This window comes from Geodermatophilus sp. SYSU D01106 (assembly GCF_054049995.1).
In genome coordinates, this window is sequence record NZ_JBJGYM010000030.1 from 1 (window position 1) to 15,269 (window position 15,269).

13 protein-coding genes are annotated in these 15,269 nt (G+C 77.6%); 2 read left to right on the forward strand and 11 right to left on the reverse strand.

From position 1 onward, the window contains the following. Positions 1–57: 57 nt before the first annotated feature. The 10 genes from ACI78R_RS21640 to ACI78R_RS21685 form a co-directional block, all read right to left on the reverse strand. A complete protein-coding gene (locus tag ACI78R_RS21640; protein ID WP_457042234.1) occupies positions 58–546 on the reverse strand; it encodes a GNAT family N-acetyltransferase in 489 nt (162 codons plus the stop codon). 21 nt (positions 547–567) lie between these two features. Beyond that, a complete protein-coding gene (locus tag ACI78R_RS21645; protein WP_457042235.1) occupies positions 568–3,978 on the reverse strand; it encodes an ATP-dependent helicase in 3,411 nt (1,136 codons plus the stop codon). Then, the gene (locus ACI78R_RS21650) at positions 3,975–7,175 is read right to left on the reverse strand and encodes an ATP-dependent helicase (protein ID WP_457042236.1); all 3,201 of its coding nucleotides are present in this window, start codon (positions 7,173–7,175) and stop codon (positions 3,975–3,977) included. The genes ACI78R_RS21645 and ACI78R_RS21650 overlap by 4 nt, the downstream gene beginning before the upstream one ends. 56 nt (positions 7,176–7,231) lie before the next feature. Then, positions 7,232–7,777 carry a dihydrofolate reductase family protein gene (locus tag ACI78R_RS21655; RefSeq protein ID WP_457042237.1) on the reverse strand — a complete coding sequence of 182 codons (546 nt, stop codon included), beginning with the start codon at positions 7,775–7,777 and terminating at the stop codon, positions 7,232–7,234. 60 nt (positions 7,778–7,837) lie between these two features. Then, positions 7,838–8,188: an MGMT family protein gene (locus tag ACI78R_RS21660; RefSeq protein WP_073421599.1), complete on the reverse strand. Its 351-nt coding sequence runs from the start codon at positions 8,186–8,188 to the stop codon at positions 7,838–7,840. Next, positions 8,185–9,096, reverse strand: a complete 912-nt coding sequence (locus ACI78R_RS21665) for a hypothetical protein (RefSeq protein WP_457042238.1) — start codon at positions 9,094–9,096, stop codon at positions 8,185–8,187. Before ACI78R_RS21665 ends, ACI78R_RS21660 begins: the two co-directional genes overlap by 4 nt. An 87-nt stretch (positions 9,097–9,183) precedes the next feature. Next, positions 9,184–9,768, reverse strand: coding sequence for a TIGR03086 family metal-binding protein (locus ACI78R_RS21670; protein WP_457042239.1), 585 nt, complete (start codon positions 9,766–9,768; stop codon positions 9,184–9,186). A 99-nt stretch (positions 9,769–9,867) separates the two neighbouring features. Then, complete coding sequence (gene moeZ / locus ACI78R_RS21675; RefSeq protein WP_073421596.1) at positions 9,868–11,028, reverse strand: adenylyltransferase/sulfurtransferase MoeZ; 1,161 nt, start codon at positions 11,026–11,028, stop codon at positions 9,868–9,870. A 91-nt stretch (positions 11,029–11,119) separates the two neighbouring features. Next, positions 11,120–12,079, reverse strand: a complete 960-nt coding sequence (locus tag ACI78R_RS21680; protein WP_457042240.1) for a DUF3152 domain-containing protein — start codon at positions 12,077–12,079, stop codon at positions 11,120–11,122. Positions 12,080–12,208: 129 nt separating this feature from the next. Further along, the gene (locus ACI78R_RS21685; RefSeq protein ID WP_457042241.1) at positions 12,209–13,255 is read right to left on the reverse strand and encodes an alpha/beta fold hydrolase; all 1,047 of its coding nucleotides are present in this window, start codon (positions 13,253–13,255) and stop codon (positions 12,209–12,211) included. 68 nt (positions 13,256–13,323) lie between these two features. Between ACI78R_RS21685 and ACI78R_RS21690 the strand changes: the two genes are divergently transcribed. Both ACI78R_RS21690 and ACI78R_RS21695 read left to right on the forward strand, forming a co-directional pair. After that, positions 13,324–13,965: a TetR/AcrR family transcriptional regulator gene (locus ACI78R_RS21690; protein WP_073421594.1), complete on the forward strand. Its 642-nt coding sequence runs from the start codon at positions 13,324–13,326 to the stop codon at positions 13,963–13,965. 96 nt (positions 13,966–14,061) lie between these two features. Beyond that, a complete protein-coding gene (locus ACI78R_RS21695; RefSeq protein ID WP_073421593.1) occupies positions 14,062–14,301 on the forward strand; it encodes a DUF3107 domain-containing protein in 240 nt (79 codons plus the stop codon). A 209-nt stretch (positions 14,302–14,510) separates the two neighbouring features. On the opposite strand, the gene ACI78R_RS21700 is transcribed toward ACI78R_RS21695, so the two are convergent. Beyond that, positions 14,511–15,161, reverse strand: coding sequence for a ferritin-like fold-containing protein (locus tag ACI78R_RS21700; RefSeq protein ID WP_073421592.1), 651 nt, complete (start codon positions 15,159–15,161; stop codon positions 14,511–14,513). Positions 15,162–15,269: the final 108 nt, after the last annotated feature.

Consider the following 15,269-nt stretch of genomic DNA (forward strand, 5'->3'; position numbering starts at 1 on the left):
GGTGCCCGACCTCGCGCTGCGGGGCGGGGTCGGGCACCGCGGGGCGAGGTCCGGCGGTCAGACCAGCCGGTAGTAGCGGACCAGCGGCAGCGCCGTGAAGCCGGCGGCCTCGTACGTGCGCCGCGCGGGCCCGTGGCCCGGGTCGCCGCCGGTGCCGATCGCGACCAGCCGCACGCCGGCCTCGCGCAGCCGCTCGATCCCGTCGTCGAGCAGCGCGCGGCCGGTGCCCCGGCGCTGGGCCGCCGGGTCGACGGCGAGCATCTCGACCTCGCCGCCCTCCGGCTCGCCGTCCTCGCGCACCACGACGGCGACGAACCCCACGGGACGGCCGCCGTCGTCGGCCACGCGGACCCGCATCGCCGGGTCGCGGCACACCCGTTCGACGGCCGCCGCCTGCGCGCTCCGCCAGTCCGGGTACAGCTGCCGGTACACCGTCGGGCCGAGGACCGACCCGAAGGAGCCGAACACCGGCTCCCACGCGCGCAGGGACAGCGCGACGACCTCCGCCACGTCGGTGTCCTCGAGGTCCCGGATGACGACGGCCACCCGATCAGGCTGGCGCGGGCGTCAACCGGGTTCGTCGTCCGGCGGGGGCGGGAGCTCGTCGTCGTCCGGCTCGGGCGGCAGGTCGTCGGGCAGGTCGCCGCCGGCCGCGGCCCGGCCGGTGACCAGCGCGAGCAGGCCGGCCTCGTCGAGCAGGTCGACCGGGCGCACGGTGACCCCGGCGGAGACGTGGTGGAAGCCGGCGCTGACCCGCTCGACCGGCACGCCGGCCAGCCGCGACCAGCCCAGCCGGTAGGCGGCCAGCTGCACCGCGGCGGCCGACAGCTCCGTTCCCGACGGCGGCGGGCCGGTCTTCCAGTCGACCACCTCGAAGCCGCCCTCGGCGTCGCCGAAGACCGCGTCGATCCGCCCGCGCAGGGTCAGCGGGCCCAGCGGCGTCTCGAAGGGCACCTCCACCTCGACCGGCTGGCGCTCCGCCCACGGGCTGGCCAGGAACGCCTGCTGCAGCTCGGTGAGCGCGCCGTCGGGGACAGCGGACTCGTCCCCGGAGCCGGGCAGCTCGTCGAGGTCGAGCAGCCGGGCGGCGCCGAAGCGCTCCTCCAACCAGGCGTGGAAGGCGGTGCCGCGGCGGGCCAGCGGCGCGGGCGCGGCGGGCATCGGGCGGCGCAGCCGGCGGGCCAGCTCGGCGGGATCGCGGCGCAGGGTGACCAGCTCCGACACCGACAGGTGCGACGGCAGCGCCACCTCGACCGTGGGCCGGGCCGTGCGCCGCCGCTCGCGCAGCAGCAGGTCGGCGTCGCGCACCCAGCGCGCCACCTCGGGGTCGGCGGTGCCCAGGTCGGCGCCGGGGTCGAGCGGGTGCGGCGCCGCGCCGGCCACCAGCTCGGCGGCGGCGGTGAGGGCACGGCGCCGCGGCGCCGACAGCGGGTCGGCCGGCCAGACGCCGACCGGCCACTCCTCCAGCGCCGGGTTGGTGGCGCCGTCCTCGGGCCGCTCGGCCCACGCGACGACGACGCCGGCGCCCGCGGTGCACGCCCGGCGGACGGTGTCGAGCAGCACCGACGGGCCGTTGGGCTTCACGCCTTCCCGCCACCAGCTGCCCGAGCACACGAGCAGGTGCTTGGCGCGGGTGACCGCCACGTAGCCCAGCCGGATCTCCTCGGCCTCGCCGAAGCGCTTCCACTCCTCGACGTAGTCCTCGAGCGCGGCGCGCACCGCGGCCTGGTCGCCGGAGCCGGGCACGGGCAGGCGCAGCTGCGGCAGCTCCTCGCGGTCGGTGAGGCGCAGGTCGACGGGGACGGCGCCCGGGTCCTTCACCCACGAGTCGGCGGTGTCGGTGCGGGCGGGGAACTGGTCGGCGGTCATGCCGGGCACCGCGACGACGTCCCACTCCAGGCCCTTGGCCGAGTGGCCGGTGAGCAGCTGGATGGACTCCGGGTCGACGGCGACCTCGCCGGGCTCCAGGCCGCGCTCGCGCTCCTCGGCGTCCTTGAGGTAGCCGAGGAACGCCGGCAGCGAGGGCAGCTCGGCCAGCTCGGTGAACTCCGCGGCGACGGCGTGCAGCGCGTCGAGGTGCGCCCGCGCGGCGCCGGGGCTCACGCCGGGCGCGCTGGCTAGCTCGGTCTCCAGGCCGAGGACGCGGGCGACGTCGTCGACCATGTCGGGCAGCGACTCCCCCAGCCGGCCGCGCAGGTGCCCCAGCTCCGCGCCGAGCCGCCGCAGCCGGCGGTACGCGGCGGGCGAGTAGGCCGCCGGGTCGCCGAGGTCGTCGAGCGCCTCGACGATGCTGCCCCGCTCCGAGGGCCGGGGCGCCGCCTCGTCGTCGGTCTCGCGCGGGGGGCGGCGGCCGTGCACGAGTGCCCGGGCGCGGGCCTCGAGCGCGGCGAGGTCGCGCGGGCCGATCCGCCAGCGCGCGCCGGTGAGCAGCCGGCCGAGCGCGTCGCCGGCGGTGGGGTCGACCAGCACGGTGAGCGTGGCGACGACGTCGGAGACCTCGGGCACCTCGAGCAGCCCGCCGAGGCCGACGACGGTGACGGGCAGCCCGCGGGCGCGCAGCGCGGCCGCGATGCCGGGCAGCTGCTTGCGGGTGCGCACGAGCACCGCGGTGGTGGGCGGGCGACCGTCGGGGCGCGGCGGCACGTCGGGGTCCTCGCCGCCCCAGCACGCGGCCAGCCGGTCGGCGAGCGCCTCGGTCTCCTCGGCCACCGTCGCGTACAGCCCGGCGGTGACCAGGCCCCGCCCGGCCCCGGGCGCCGGCGCGAGGTCGGGCAGCGGCACGTCCGGCGCGGGCAGCATCCCGGCGACGGCGTTGGCGACGTCGAGCACCGCGCCGTCGTTGCGCCAGCTGGTGGCCAGGGTGAGCCGCTGCGCCTCCCGGCCGCGCAGGCCGGGGAACGTGCGCGCGAACCGCTCGATCGTGCCGGCCGACGCGCCGCGCCAGCCGTAGATCGACTGCCGCGGGTCGCCGACGGCCAGCACCGCGTGCCCGCTGGTGCGGCCGAACAGCGCCTCGAGCATGCGCAGCTGGCCGACGCTGGTGTCCTGGTACTCGTCGAGCAGCACGATCCGCCAGCGCGCCCGCTCGCGGCGGCCGACCTCCGGCGCGCTGACCGCCACCTTCGCCGCGAGGGCGACCTGGTCGGAGTGGTCGATGGCGCCGGCGGCCCGCTTGCGCCCCTCGAAGGCCTCGACCAGCGGCAGCAGCGCCACGCGGGCCCGCTGCCGGGCGAGCATCTCCAGCACCGGCGCGTACGGGCCGCGCTTGCCCTTCGCGTCGGGGTAGCCGGCGACCTGGCGCTCCAGGCGCGCGGTCCATGAGCGCAGCGCGTCCGCGGAGACGTCGTGCTCGCCGAGCTCTCCGGCCAGCGCCAGCACGTCCTCGACGGTGGTGAGCGGGGTGAGCGGGACGTCGGCCATGTCGCCGGTCCACTGCGACACCACCGACGCCGCCTGGCCCCAGCACATGGCCGGGCCGAGCACGCCGGCGCCCGGCTCGACGCCGATCCGCAGCCCGTGCTCGCTGACCAGCGAGGCGGCGTAGCCGTGGTAGGTGGACACCGTCGGCATCGCGACGGCGAGCCGCTCCCTGAGCTCCGGGTCGGTGCCGGGGTGCCGTGCCAGCGCGCCGAGCCGGATGCGGATGCGCTCGTTGAGCTCGCTGGCGGCCTTGCGGGTGAAGGTCAGCCCGAGGACAGCGTCGGGCGCGACCAGCTCGTTGGCCACCAGCCAGCACACCCGGGCGGCCATCGTCTCGGTCTTGCCGGACCCGGCGCCGGCGACGACGACCAGCGGCCGGTCGGCCGGCGCGGACACCACGCGCGCCTGCTCGTCGGACGGCGCGTACTTCAGGCCGCACCGCTCGGCGACCTCGGCCGGGGTGAGCAGCCGCCGCCGCTCCGCCGGCTCGGGCGCGCCGCCGAACAGGGCGTCGTCGAAGGCGAGCTGGTCCTCGGCCGGCGTGGAACGCCGACTCACGCCGTGACCTGCCGGCCGCGCTCGTGCATCGGGCAGCTGCGGCGGGCCGGGCACCGGGAGCAGTGGCTGCCGGTGCGCACCTCGAAGGTGCCCGCGCCCATCCCGTCGCCCACCTCGGCGACGAGCTCGCCGGCCCACGTCTCCCCCACCGGCACGTCGGCCGGGAGCGCGTCCTGCGCCTGCTCCTTGGCCTTCGCACCGGACCCCACCTGCAACAGCGCCGCCCCGCCGGGGGCGTCACCGTGCTCGCCGAAGGCGCCCGCCGCGACCGCCACCTGGTAGGCGGCGAGCTGGCCGTGGGTGTCGATGCCCTTGGCCTGGCTGCGGCCGGTCTTGAGGTCGACGACGACCAGCCGGCCCGCGGAGTCCCGCTCGAGCCGGTCGACCTGGCCGCGGATGCGCGCCCGGCCCACCGTGACGTCGAAGTCGGCCTCGGCGGCCAGCAGCTCGCGCCGGTTGCCCGCGTGCCAGCGCAGGAACCGGTCGAGCATGTCCCGGGCGGCCACGCGCTGCCGCTGGTCGGCCCAGCCGGGGCCGAGGTCCAGAGCGTCGAGCTCCACGGCCAGCGCGGCCGGCGCCTCGGCGGCGGGCAACCCCTCGGCCACCTGCTGCGCCACCGCGTGCACCGCCGAGCCGACGGTGCGGGTCGAGTCCGGCGAGGCCTCGGCACCCACCGCGCCGAGCACCCACTTGAGCGGGCAGCGCTGGAAGGTCTCGATCGCCGACGGGCGCACCCGCACCGGCTCGCCCTCGGGCACCAGCGGCGCGTCGTCGGACAGCGGCGCCAGCCCCCACCAGTCGGCGGGCGAGGCACCGGGGACGCCCTCGTCGGCCAGCCGGCGCAGCACCGCCGCGGCCGCCGAGCGGCGCGCGGGCTCGGTCTGCGGGTCGCTGACCGTGCGCCGCAGGTCCGCGACCAGCGCGGGCAGGGTGAGCGAGCGCGGCAGCGGCGTGAGCGGGCGGCCCTCGTCGGGCGGCGCGGCGACGAGGTCGAGGAACCGCGAGGCGGTGGCGCCGGCGTCGGGGCCGTCGAGCGCGCCCTCCACCGCCGTGACCACCAGCCGCCTGCGGGCGCGGGTGCAGGCGACGTAGAACAGCCGCCGCTCCTCGGCGAGCATCTGCACGCGCCGGTCGACCGCCGCGCCGTCGATGCCCGCGACGCGCTCCACCAGCAGCTCGGTGCCGAGCAGCGTGCCGCGGTCGCGCAGGTCGGGCCAGACGCCCTCCTGGACGCCGGCGACGCAGACGACGTCCCACTCCAGGCCCTTGGACGCGTGCGCGGTGAGCAGCCGCACGGCGTCGGCGGCCGACTCCCGGCCGGCACCGGCGACGCCGGGCAGCTCCTGCGCCGCGAGGTGCTCGACGAACGCCCCGACGGTGGCCGAGGGCAGCCGGTCGACGAAGCCGGCCGCGGCGTCGAACAGGGCGACGACGGCGTCGAGGTCGCGGTCGGCGCCCGCGCCCGCCGCCCCGCCCGCGGCGCTGGCCCGCGCCCACCGGCCGGCCAGCCCGCTGCGCTGCCACATCGCCCACAGCACGTCCTCGGCCGAGCCGTCGCGGGCCAGCGCCGCCCGGCCGGCGGCGAGCACGCCGGCGACCTTCCGGGCGGGCCGGGCGACGGACTCGGGCAGCTCCTCGAGCAGCGCCTCGTCGGCGAGGGCGGCGGCCAGCGGCTCGCCGCGCTCGTCGGCGTCGACGCCGCGCTGGGCCTGCGCGATGCGCACCGCCCGCCGCAGCCGGCGCAGGTCGAGCACGGTGGCCCCGCCGAGCGGCGAGGTGAGCAGCGCCTCGGCGCCGGGCTCGTCGAGGTCGAGCGTGCCGGGCTCGGCGGCCCGCCGCGGCAGCAGCGCGCGCAGCGCGGCGAGCAGCGGCGCGACCGCGGGCTGGGCGGCCAGCGGGAGGTCGTCGGTGCCGACCTCCACCGGGACGCCGGCCGAGGTCAGCGCGCGCCGCAGCGGGCCGATGGCCAGGGCGTTGCGGACGACGACGGCCATCTCGCCCCACGGCACGTCGTCGACCAGGTGCGCCCGGCGCAGGGTGTCGGCGACGTAGGCGGCCTCCACCGACGCGGACCCGAAGACGTGCACCTCCGCGGCGCCCTCCTCGGCGCCGTCGACGGCCGCGAGGCGGCGGTGCTCCCAGGGCCCGGGCAGCGCCTCGGCGACCCGGCGGCTCACCGCGAGCAGGGCCGGGCCCGACCGGCGGCACACCCCGAGCGAGACGCGCGGCGCGGGCTCCCCGCGGACGGTGCGGAAGGCGTCGGGGAAGTCGACGATGCCGCGCGGCTCGGCGCCGCGGAAGGCGTAGATGGCCTGGTCGGGATCGCCCACGACGACCAGGTTCCCGCCGCCGCCGGCCAGCAGCTGCAGCAGCTCGACCTGCGCGGGGTCGGTGTCCTGGTACTCGTCGACGAACAGCCAGCGGGCCCGCGCGCGCTCGGCGCGCAGCAGCTCGGGGTCGTCCTCCAGCTCGGCGATCGCGGCGCGGACGAGCTCGGCGGGGTCGTAGCCGGAGGCGTCGCCGCCGCCGGCCGTGGAGAAGGCGGTGACCGCCTCGTACTGCTCGAGGAACGCCGCGGCGTGCAGCCACGCGTCGGTGCCCGTCTCGCGGCCCCAGGCGGCCAGCAGCTCGGGGTCCACGCCGCGCTCGGTGGCCCGCAGCAGCAGGTCGCGCAGCTCGCCGCGGAACCCGGCGGTGGCGAGCGCCGGCATCAGCTGGTCGGGCCAGCGGACCGCGCCCTCCCCCGCCAGGTCACCGCGCAGCAGCTCGGCGACGACGGCGTCCTGCTCGGCGGCGGTGAGCAGCCGCGGCGGCGCCTCGCCGCGCAGCAGCGCCGCCCGGCGCAGCACCCCGTAGGCGTAGGAGTGGAACGTGCGGGCCAGCGGCTCGCGGATGGTGCGCGCCACCCGCGCGGTGACCCGGTCGCGCAGCTCGGCGGCGGCCCGCCGGCTGAAGGTGAGGACGAGGATCTGCTCGGGGTCCACGCCGCGGTCGATCCGCGCGGCGACCGCCTCGACGATCGTCGTCGTCTTGCCCGTGCCGGGGCCGGCCAGGACCAGCAGCGGCCCGCCCGGGTGGTCGACGACGGCCTGCTGCGTGGGGTCCAGCCGCGGCCGCCGCGGCGGCTCGGCGGCCGGCTGCACGAGCCGGTAGACCGGCGCCCCGTCCCCGTGCGTCGTGTCCCCCCGCAGTGCCACCCCTCGATGACACCACGGCGGTCCGACATCGCCGCGGGCGCGCGCGGGGCGCGGCGTCAGCCGGCCGGCGCGTCCGGGTACCGGACCCGGTACCAGTGCTCGGTCTCACCGGGCACGCGGTCGAGCAGCACCTGCGTCCCGCCCGGGACGTCGAGGACCCGCGTCCCGTCGCCGAGGAGGACGGGCGCGAAGAACAGCAGCACCTCGTCGAGCAGCCGGGCGGCCAGGAGCTGGCGGGCGACGTCGGCCCCGAGCACGTTGGCCGTCCCGTCCCCGGCGGCCGCGCGGACCAGCTCGACGGCGTGGTGCAGGTCGTCGGTGAACGTGACGCCGTCGGGCGCCTGCGCGGGCGGGCGGTGGGTGAGGACGACGACCGGCCCCGACCACTGCCCGCCGAAGGCGCCCTCCCGGTCGGTGCCGCGGTTCGGGTCGTCGCCGCCGAAGGTGACGGCGCCGGCGAGGATCGCCGTCGTCTGCGCCATGAGCCGGTCGGCGGTCGGGTTCGGCGCGCCCAGGTGCGGGGTCAGCCAGGACATGTCCCCGCCGGGGCCGGCGATGAAGCCGTCCAGCGACGCGGTCGCGGAGTAGAGCAGCGTGGCCACGGGGTCCTCTCGGTCGGGCGGGCACAGGACGGACCCGCCCGCGCCCCGGGACTCATCGCCTCAGGGCCAGCCGACGGCGGCGAGGTCCACCCGGCCCGCGCGCAGCGGCACGCCCTCGCCGGCCAGGAGCTCCAGCTGGCGCACGCGCACCGGCTCGGCGCAGCTGCCGTCGGCGCGCACGACCCGGTACCAGGGCACCGCGCCCCCGCCGCCGGACAGCGCGCGGGCGACGCGCCGCGGGCCGACGCCGACCAGCCGGCCGATCGCCCCGTAGGTGCTCACCCGGCCCGGCGGGATGGCCTCGACGGCGTCGAACACGGCCTCGTCGACGTCGGCCGGGTCGACGTCGGCCGGGTCGGGGACCGCGCGGGCGCCCGGGGGCCGCGGCTCCCCGGGCGCCCGGCGGCTCACAGCTGGTAGTCGCTGTTCGCCGTCCACCACGTGTAGAGCGCGGCGAGGTCGGCCTGCGTGCTGCCGGGGGCGGTGACGACGCCCTCGACCAGTGCGTTGTCGTCGGTCCAGATGATCCCGACCTGGCCGCTGGCGGCGTCGATCGCGCAGGCGACCGATCCGGAGTTGGTGTCCGACGACCACGTGCCGGCGCCCTGCGTCGTCGCGCAGTCCTGCCCGTCCGGGATGGCCGGGGCACCCTCGGTGTCGGTGGCGAAGACCGAGTCCATCGTCGCCGCGTCGGGGTAGGCGAAGAACTCCGCCACCTGGGGCCCGGGCTGGGTGGTGGCCGCGCCGCAGGACGCGTGGGCGACGTCGCCGTCGCCGGCCAGCGGGGCCTCGGTGCAGTCGGTGAAGTCCGCCGGGACGATCGCCAGCAGGTCCGCCGACCCGGCCCCGCCGGCGGGCGGCGGCGCGCTGGTGGTCGCCGACGAGCTGCTGCTCGACGAGCTGGACGACGAGCTGCTGGAGCTGCTCGACGTCGTCGTCGTGGTGTCGTCTGCCGTCGGCGCGGGGTCGTCGTCGCGGAGGACGAAGAAGAGCGTGACGGCGGCCGCGATCACGAGGACGAGACCCGCGATGAGGCCGGCGACCAGCCCGCGCCGCTTCTTGCCTCCGCCCGGGCCGCCGGGCCCGCCGGGCTGGCCGTACGGCTGCCCGTACTGGCCGGGCTGCCCGTACTGGCCGGGCTGCTGGGGCTGGCCGCCGTACGGGTCGGGTGCGCCGTACTGACCGGGCGCCCCGTACTGGCCCGGGGCGCCGTACTGACCGGGAGCGCCGTACTGCCCGGGCTGCTGCGGCTGGCCGTACGGGCCGGGCTGCGGCTGGCCGGAGCCGTCGGGGAACGGACCCGAGGGCGGCTGGCTCATGGGATGACCTCCTGCGTGCGTGAGCCCGCAGGATAGGGACGCGCGGGCGCCGCCGGGCCGTCCCGGACCGGCCGACACCCCAGCGGGTCAGACGCGGCGGCCGAGGCGGGCCAGCAGCCGCTCCTGCGGGGTCGCGCCGTCGGGCAGCTCCACCGGCGGGTCGAACAGCCCCGGCACCCCGTCCGCGGGCAGCCGGCCGGCCAGCCGCTCCGCGGCGCGGACCAGCGCCGGGTCGAGCGCCTCGTCGCCGCCGGTGGCGCGGGCGAGGTCCCAGGAGTGCACGGTCAGGTCGGTGGTCAGCTCCTCGACGTACTCCCACGCCGGCGTCGGGCCGCGGGACAGGTGCACGGTGCCCGCGGCGAGGTCGGCGGCGGCGACGGCGGCCAGCGCCTCGTCGGCGACCGCCTCCCACGACGTGAGCGGGTCGGCGCCGAGCAGTGCGCCGGTGCCCTCCGGCACGCGGGCGGCGACGTCGTCGAGCGGCTCGCCGGCCAGCAGGCCGGGGACCCAGTGGGCCTCGCCGACGAGGTGCGCGACGAGGTCGGCGACGGTCCAGCCGGGCAGGGCCTCGAGGTCCCACTGGCCCGGCTCGACGGCGTCGACGCGGTCGGTGAAGGCGGCCTGGGCGCGCTGGAAGAGCTCCAGCAGCTCGACGGGTTCGGGTGCGGACACGCGCCCCAGTCAACACAGACGCCGGGGGCCCGGCACCCGCAGACGCAGGTGCCGGGCCCCGGTGAGCCGCTGGGCGGACCCCCTGGAGGGGTCCTCCCGTCAGTACGTGGGCAGCGTCTTGTCGATCCGCGTGGCCCACGCCGTCACGCCGCCCTGCACGTGGACGGCGTCCTTGAAGCCGGCGTTCTTGACCGCGGCGAGCACCTCGGCCGAGCGGACGCCGGTCTTGCAGTGCAGCACGATCGGCCTGTCCTGCGGCAGCTGCGACAGCGCCCGGCCCGACAGCAGCTCGTCCTTCGGGATGAGCGTGGCGCCGGGGATGGACACGATCTCGTACTCGTTCGGCTCGCGGACGTCGATGAGCTCGAAGTCCTTGCCCGCGTCCATCATGTCCTTGAGCTCGTCGACGGTGATCGTCGAGCCGGCCGCGGCGGCCTGCGCCTCGTCGGAGACGACGCCGCAGAACGCCTCGTAGTCGATGAGCCCGGTGATCGGCTCGGCCTCGGGGTCCTTGCGCACCTTGATCGTGCGGAAGGTCATCTCCAGGGCGTCGTAGACCATCAGCCGGCCGAGCAGCGTCTCGCCGATGCCGGTGATCAGCTTGACGGCCTCGGTGGCCTGGATGGCGCCGATGGTCGCGCAGAGCACGCCCAGCACGCCGCCCTCGGCGCAGGAGGGGACCATCCCGGGCGGCGGGGGCACCGGGTAGAGGTCGCGGTAGTTGGGGCCGTGCTCGGCCCAGAAGACCGACACCTGGCCGTCGAAGCGGTAGATCGAGCCCCACACGTAGGGCTTGCCGAGCAGCACGCACGCGTCGTTGACCAGGTAGCGCGTGGCGAAGTTGTCGGTGCCGTCGACGATGAGGTCGTACTGCTCGAAGATCCCCATCACGTTGTCGCTGTCCAGGCGGGTCTCGTGCAGCCGGACGTCGACGTAGGGGTTGATCTCCTTGATCGAGTCGCGCGCGCTCTCGGCCTTCGAGCGGCCGACGTCGGAGGCCCCGTGGATGATCTGCCGCTGCAGGTTGGACTCGTCGACGGTGTCGAACTCGACGATGCCGATCGTGCCCACACCGGCCGCGGCCAGGTACATGAGCACCGGCGAGCCGAGGCCGCCGGCGCCGACGGCGAGCACCTTGGCGTTCTTGAGCCGCTTCTGCCCGTCCATCCCGACGTCCGGGATGATCAGGTGGCGGCTGTAGCGGCGGACCTCGTCGATCGACAGGTCGGCGGCGGGCTCCACCAGGGGTGGCAGGGACACGCTTGACTCCTCGGGTCGCGACCAGCGGCCCCGCGGGGGGCCGGCGTTCGTGCGCACAACAGCGTGGCACGCGCCGCTGTTCCCGCCGGGCTCAGGGGAAGGGCCAGGCGTTCTTCGTGCAGCCCTCGAGGCCCAGCGTCTGCTGCTGCATGACCGGCGCCAACTGCCCCTGCCCGGGGCAGGGCTGGTGGCCGTTGCCGAGCGCGTGCCCGACCTCGTGGTTGACCACGTACTGGCGGTAGGTGGCGATGTCGCCCTGGTAGTCGGGGACGGCGGTCTCCCAGCGGGCCAGGTTGATGACCGCGCGCTCGCCGTAGCGGCAGGAGGTGTAGCCGCCGGTGCCCACGCCCGGGCAGTAGCGCTCCATGCTGCCGGGGCTGACCAGGCTCACGCGGAAGTCGTAGGAGCCGACGTCGGTGGTGTCGACCCGCTGGAACGACATCCGCCCGCCGCTCCCCCAGGACCGCGGGTCGCCGAGGGTCGCCTCGACCGCGGCGGCGAAGGTCGGCCCGTCGACGCCGATGCCGCCCTCCACCTCGACGACGAAGCGCTGCAGCGGCCCGCTGCCGTACACGCCGGAGCTGCCGGGGACGACGGCGACCTCGCCGCTGCCCTGCTCCACGTAGGTGGCCGCCGCGGGCGGGGGGACGACGTCGGTCGGGCCGGCGTCGCCCTCGGCCGGCGCGGTCGGCGTGGCGGGAGCCGGGGCGGGCCCGGTGCTCACCGGGGCCTCCGCCGGGGTCCCCTGCGAGGTCGCGGCGCCGGTGGAGGCGGCGGGCGTGGTGTCCGGGGCGCCGACGACGTCGACGAGGGTGAGCACGGTGGCCACGGCGAGCAGCGGGATCGCGTAGGCCCGCCAGCCGTACCGGCGGACGAAGCGGCGCAGCCGGCCCGGCCGCCGGCGCACGACCGGGGGGCGGGCGCGGTCCGCCCGCGGGTCGTCGCCCCGGGACCGGCCGGACGGCGGCAGGTCGCGGGGGCGCGGCGGGGGCGGCACCGGGGGGCGGGTGCGCAGCGGCTCGGGCTGGCGGCCGGACGGCGGACGTGCCACGGTGCCGCCTCCTCGCCGCTCGTCCTGCCGTCGCGCAGCGCACCCGGACGGCGACGCCGCGCTTCCCGGGGATCAGGCTCTCACGGCGGCGCGGGGATCGGACAGGACCGCGAGGGCGCGTCGGCCGGGTCAGCCGGCGCGGGCCTCCCCGGCGGCGTCCTCCATCAGCCCGAGCACCGCGCGTGCCGTCTCCTCGGGCGCCTCGAGCATCGCCACGTGGCCGACCGTCTCGAGCACCAGCAGCCGCGCGCCGGGCACCACGGCGGCCAGCCGCGGCGCCAGGCGCGGGTCGACGAGCCGGTCGCGGTCGCCCCACACCACGAGGGTCGGCATGCGCAGCGACGCGGCCATCCGCCAGGCGTTGGCCCGGCCGACCCGCAGGTAGGAGGTGATGAGGCCGCGCATGCTGCGGGTCAGCGACCGGTTGGCCCAGCCCTGCGCCGCCCGCTCCCGCGCCTCCTCGACGGCGGCCTCCAGGCGCTCGCGCGGCACCCGTGCGGGCTCGCCGAAGCACATCTGCGTCATCCCGCGCACCGACTGCTCGGGCGTCACGCCGGCCAGCCGCCGCTCGGCCAGCGTGGGCACGCCCGGCAGCAGGAGCAGCAGCAGCGCCCGGCTGAACGCGGCGGGCACCCGGTAGACCGGCATCGCCGGGGAGACCAGCGTCAGCGACGCGACCAGGTCCGGCCGGCGCGCGGCCGCCACCAGGCTGACCAGCCCGCCGAGGCTGTTGCCCAGCAGGTGCACCGGCCGGCCGGCGGCCTCCCCCGGCTGGGCGGCGACGTGCTCGAGGACGTCGACGACGGCGCGCACGTGCCCGCGCACCGAGTAGGAGCTCCGCGGCGGCGGCTGGGAGCGGCCGAAGCCGGGCAGGTCCAGTGCCCAGCCCTCGCAGCGGAGCGCGAGCAGGCCGGCGAGGTCGGTCCAGTTGGTGGAGGCGCCGCCGAGGCCGTGCACGTAGAGCGCCCGCTCGCGCGGCCCCTCGGGCGGCCCGGCGTACGGGGTGGCGCGGACGAACACCCGCCCGCCGGTCACCGCGACCTCCTCGCCCGGCCAGGCCGGTGGCGGCTCGGCCGGGAGCGCGAGGTCCGCGGCGGAGGAGCGGGCGGTCGACGACGGCGACACGGTGGGGGGCGCGGGAGTCCGGCGGGTGCGCGCGCGGGAGGCCTCGGGCACGCGGCGACGGTATGCCAGGCGGCCGGGACGCGTGCGCCGGGTGACCCGCCGGTAACATGCCCGGCGCCATGCAGCCCTCCCGACCGGTCCCCGTGCGCCGCACGTCACGCCTGCCCCGGGGCGCGCGCCGGCTGCAGCTGCTGCAGGCCGCGCAGGAGGTCTTCGTCGCCCAGGGCTTCCACGCCGCCGCGATGGACGACATCGCCGACCGCGCCGGCGTCAGCAAGCCCGTCCTCTACCAGCACTTCCCCGGCAAGCGGGAGCTGTACCTGGCGCTGCTGGAGCAGCAGGTCACCGAGCTGACCGACCGGGTGCGCGAGGCCATGGCCGGTACCGAGGACAACCGGCAGCGCGTGCACGGCGCCGTCGGCGCGTACTTCGACTTCATCGACGCCGAGGGCGGCGCCTTCAGGCTCGTGTTCGAGTCCGACCTGCGCAACGACGACGACGTGCGGGCGCTCGCCGACCGCGGCAACCGCGCCTGCGTCGAGGCGATCGCCGAGGTCATCGCCGGCGACACCGGCAGCTCGCCGGAGCAGGCCCACCTGCTCGCCTCCGGGCTCACCGGGCTGGCCGAGAGCAGCGCCCGCTGGTGGCTGGCGCAGAAGGGCACGGTCTCGCGCGACGACGCCGTGTCGCTGATGTCGGCGCTGGCGTGGCGGGGCATCTCCCGCTTCCCCCGGGTCGAGGGCGAGCCGGCCGCCGGCTGAGCGCCGTTCGCTCTCGGCGCAGGTCCGCGGCGGGGCCGGGTCGCCCGCGCTGGACTAGCGTGGTCGGCAGCCGTGCAACACGAGGAGGCATCCCGAGTGGAAGTCAAGATCGGTGTCCAGCACTCCCCCCGGGAGCTGGTCGTCGACAGCCCGAAGACCCCCGACGAGATCGCTGCCGACGTGGCCTCCGCCATGTCCGGCGGCACCAAGGACGGGCTGCTGACCCTGGAGGACGAGCGAGGGCGCCGCGTCCTCGTCCCGGTCGACCGGATCGCCTACGTCGAGATCGCCCAGGCCGACCAGCGCCGGGTCGGGTTCGTCGCCGGCGGCGCCTGAGCACCGACGACGTCGTCCGGGAGGGCGTCCCCGCATCCGCGGGGGCGCCCTCCCGCCGTCTCGGGGGAATGGGCTCGCGCAGGAGGTGAGCCGCCCTGCGTGGCGCGTACGAGGAGCGGGGGCCGGAGGCTCCCCGACGAGTGCGCGGGACGGGCTCCACGCAGGTCGGGACGGCACCTGGCCGCGGTGCGATCCGGAGGATCGCGGTGTCAGGGGTTGAGGCCGAGGGTGCGCATGCGCTCGGTGTGCGCGGCGGTGATCCGGTCGACCAGCCGCGCGATGCCGGTGAGGTCGCCGGTGCCGGCGACGATGAGGCCGACCAGGCCCTCCCGCTCGGCGATGACCGCCTGCGACTGGGAGATCGCCTCCCCCACCAGCCGCCGCCCCCACAGCGCCAGCCGGCCGGCGAGGGCCTGCTGCGCGGCGATGGCCGCGCGGACCTCGCGCACGGCGAAGTCGGCGTGGCCGGTGTCGGCGAGGACGTCGAGGATCAGCGAGCGGTCCGGCTCCGGCAGCGAGCCCGCGATCTCGCGGTAGAAGTCGGCGGCCAGCCCGTCGCCGACGTAGGCCTTCACCAGGCCCTCGAGCCACGTGCGCGGGCGGGTGCCCTCGTGGAAGCCGTCGAGCGCGGGCACGAACGGGGCCATCGCGGTGGCCGGGTCCGCGCCGAGCTCGGTGAGCCGGGCGGCGAGCCGGTCGTGGTGGTCCATCTCGGCGGCCGCCATGCGCGCCAGCGCCGCGCGACCGTCGAGCGTCGGGGCCATCCGCGCGTCCTCGGCCAGCCGGTCGAACGCCGTCAGCTCGGCGTAGGCGAGCACGCCGAGCAGGTCGACGACGGCTCGCGGGTCGGCCGCGGTCACGGGCCACCTCCGGGCGGGTCGGGGCCGGTGGGCACCGGCCGCAGGGCCCGCCGCGGGGCCGGTCGGGGTGCGGGTGGCCCCGCGCGGCAGCCGAGGCTAACCGCTGCC

Excerpts from the sequence above, each read along its gene's own strand:
- ACI78R_RS21665 (WP_457042238.1), bottom strand. The coding sequence starts at position 9,096 with ATGAGCCAGCCGCCCTCGGGTCCGTTCCCCGACGGCTCCGGCCAGCCG.
- ACI78R_RS21690 (WP_073421594.1), top strand. The coding sequence starts at position 13,324 with ATGCAGCCCTCCCGACCGGTCCCCGTGCGCCGCACGTCACGCCTGCCC.